This window comes from Corallococcus praedator (assembly GCF_003612125.1).
Taxonomy (GTDB): domain Bacteria; phylum Myxococcota; class Myxococcia; order Myxococcales; family Myxococcaceae; genus Corallococcus; species Corallococcus praedator.
Genome location: NZ_RAWI01000630.1, coordinates 1 through 3,350 on the forward strand (window position 1 = coordinate 1; position 3,350 = coordinate 3,350).

Annotated in this window: 1 protein-coding gene; it reads left to right on the plus strand. The window is 68.6% G+C overall.

What is annotated here, in order from left to right; genetic code table 11:
* Positions 1 to 3,350, plus strand: a 3,350-nt coding sequence (locus tag D7Y13_RS40055) for a condensation domain-containing protein (protein ID WP_147452618.1), incomplete at both ends; no start/stop codon positions are given.

The following is a 3,350-nucleotide window of genomic DNA, read 5'->3' on the forward strand; positions in this document are numbered from 1 at the left end:
CTTCGACGCGCCCCCGCCCCGGCCCCATCACTTCAACCAATCCCTCCTGCTGGAGACGAAGGAACCCGTCGACGCCGCGTTGCTGGAGCGGGCCCTGCGCAAGCTCGTGCGGCACCACGACGCCCTGCGCATGCGTTTCGTGCAGGAAGACGGAGTCTGGAAACAGCACAACACGGGGCTGGAGCAGGTGCCCGGCGTGCTCCAGTTCGACCTGTCCGCACTGCCTGAAGCCGAGCACGGCGCCGCGCTGGAAGCCCACGCCACCCGCGTCCAGGAGGGCTTCCAACTCTCCGAAGGACTCCTGTTGCGCGCGGTCCTCTTCCACCGGGGTCCGCGACGCACGGGAAGACTGCTGCTCGTCGCGCACCACCTCGTCGTGGACACGGTGTCCTGGCGCACGCTGCTGGAGGACCTGGACACCGCGTACCGGGCCCTGGCACAGGGCCGGGAGCCCGCCCTTCCCGCCAAGTCGACGTCCTTCAAGTCCTGGGCGGAGCGGCTCGCGGCCTACGCGAAGTCGCAAGCCCTGGAGGAGGAGCTGCCCTACTGGCTCTCCGAGTCGCGCCAGCAGGTGCGCGACCTGCCGCTCGACCTGGTGGGAGGAACCAACTCCCTCACGTCGGCGAGCAACATGACCGCGGCGCTGGACGCGGCGGAGACGCGGCTGCTGCTCCAGGAGGTGCCGTCCGCGTACCGGGTGCGCATCAACGACGTGCTGCTGACAGCGCTCGCGCAGGCCTTCACCGCCTGGACGGGCCAGCCCCGTCTGCTGGTGGAGCTGGAGGGCCACGGCCGGGAAGACCTCTTCGACGACGTGGACCTGTCCCGCACGGTGGGGTGGTTCACCTCCGTGACGCCGGTGCTCCTGGAGGTGCCTGACGCGGCCAGTCCGGGTGATGCGCTCCGCGCCGTGCGCGACGGGCTGCGTGCGATGCCTGGAAGTGGCATCGGCCAGGGCCTGCTGCGACACCTGGGACGCAAGGACGTCGTGGAACGACTGGCGGCGCTGCCCCGTCCCCAGGTGGCCTTCAACTACCTGGGGCAGCTGGACGCCGCGGCGAACAGCTCCCGGCTCTTCGGGCTGGCGAGGGAATCCGCCGGACCCGACCGGGCCCCGGGTGCGCAACGCGCGTATGTCTTTGATGCGAGCGCGGTCGTCATCGACAGCCAGCTCCGGCTGTCTTTCGCCTACAGCCGGGAACTCCACACCGAGGCCACGGTCCAGCGCCTCGTCGCGGCCTTCGTCGCTTCGCTGCGGGCGCTTATCGCCGCGAGGACCACCTCCGACGCGCTTCGCTACACGCCGGTGGACTTCCCGCTGGCCCGGCTCACGGAGCAGGCGGTGCTTGACCGCGTCCTCCCGCCCGCGACGCCCATCGAGGACATCTACCCGCTCTCCCCAATGCAGCAGGGAATGTTGTTCCACACGCTGCTCACGCCCGACGCGGGCTTCTACTTCGAACAGCTCACGTGGAGGTTCCACTCGCCCGTGGACCTGGGCACGTTCCATCGCGCGTGGGATTCGATGGTGGAGCAGTACGCCATCCTGCGCACAGGCTTCCATTGGGAGGGATTGACCGAACCCCTCCAGGTCGTCACCACGCAGGCGGTCCTGCCGTACGAGGAGCACGACTGGCGGGGCCTGCCCTCCACCGAACAGCAGGAGCGCCTCACCGCCTTCCTCGCGGCGGACCGGGCCCGTGGCTTCGATTTGCGCAAGCCCCCGCTGATGCGGCTGGCGGTGATGCGGCTGGCGGACGACGTGCTCCAGTTCGTCTGGAGTCACCATCACCTGCTGATGGACGGCTGGAGCATTGGCCTGATGTTGAACGCGCTGTTCGCGCGCAACGACGAACTGCTCGCGGGCCAGCAGCACGCGACGCGGCAGCCGCCGTTCCGTGACTACATCGAATGGCTCCAGAAGCAGCCGCAGGAGCGCGCGGAGGCCTGGTGGCGACAGGCGCTCGAGGGCTTCACCACGCCGACGCCCCTGCCCGCGGCGAAGCCCGTCCCCGCCGGCAGTCCGTCGAGGAAGAAAGATCGTCGCAAGCTGTTCCTCTCGCAGGAGGACTCAGCGGCACTCCAGGGCTTCGCGCGTCAGCACCAGCTCACGTTGAATACGCTGGTGCAGGGAACCTGGGCCCTGCTGCTCGGCCGATACGCCGGAGTGGAGGACGTGCTCTTCGGGACCATCGTCTCCGGCCGTCCACCCGAACTGCCCGGCGTCGAGCAGATGATCGGGCTGTTCATCAACTCCGTCCCGGTGCGGGTGCGCCTGACACCCAACGCACCGTTGCTGTCCTGGCTCCAGCAACTCCAGACCCAGCAGACGGAGAGGACCCAGTTCGAACACACGCCGCTGCTCCAGATCCAGCGATGGAGTGACGTGCCGCGAGGCGCCGCGCTGTTCGACAGCCTGCTCGTCTTCGAGAACTACCCTGTGGACGGGGCCGTGCGCGAAAGGGGTTCACGCTTCGATGTGCGTGACATTGAAACCTTCGAACACAACAACTTCCCGCTCGACGCGGCCGTGACGCTGGGCCCTACGATTGGCTTGCATCTCACGTTCGACACCGAGCGCTACGACGCGGGCACCATCGAACAACTGCTACGCCACTGGGCCACGGCATTGGAGAGCCTGCGCGCACGCCCCGAACAGCGTGTGTTCGAGGTGTCGATGCTCTCCGCCGAGGACATGCACCGTGTCCTCGTGGAATGGAATGACACCACGCGGCCCTACCCCAGCGACGCCTCCATCCCCGAAGTCTTCGCCGCCCAGGTCGCCCTCTTCCCGGACGCCGTCGCCGTCGAATTCGGCGAGCAGCGATTGACGTACCGCCAGCTCGACACGCTCTCCAACCAGCTCGCGCGGGTGCTGGTGCAGCGTGGCGTCGGCCCCGACTCGCCCGTGGCGCTCTGCCTGGAGCGCTCCCTGGAGCTTGTCGTCTCCCTCGTCGCCATCCTCAAGGCCGGCGGCGCCTACCTTCCCCTCGACGCGTCCTATCCCCGCCAGCGCCTCGCCTTCATGCTGGAGGACGTCCCGCCCCAGCTCCTCCTCACCTCCCGCGAGCTGCTGTCTTCCCTGCCCACCGAGGGCCTCACCTGCCTCTGTGTCGAAGACGTCTGGCCCCTCCTCTCCCGTCACCCTGATTCCACCCCGGCCTCCGGCGTGCTCCCGGAGCACCTCGCGTATATCGACTTCACCTCCGGCTCCACCGGACGTCCCAAGCCTGTCGGCACCACCCACCGCGCCGTCCTTCGCACCGTGCGCGGTGTCGACTACGCACGCCTCGGCCCCGGCGAGTCCTTCCTCCTCATCGCCCCCATCTCCTTCGACGCCTCCACCCTCG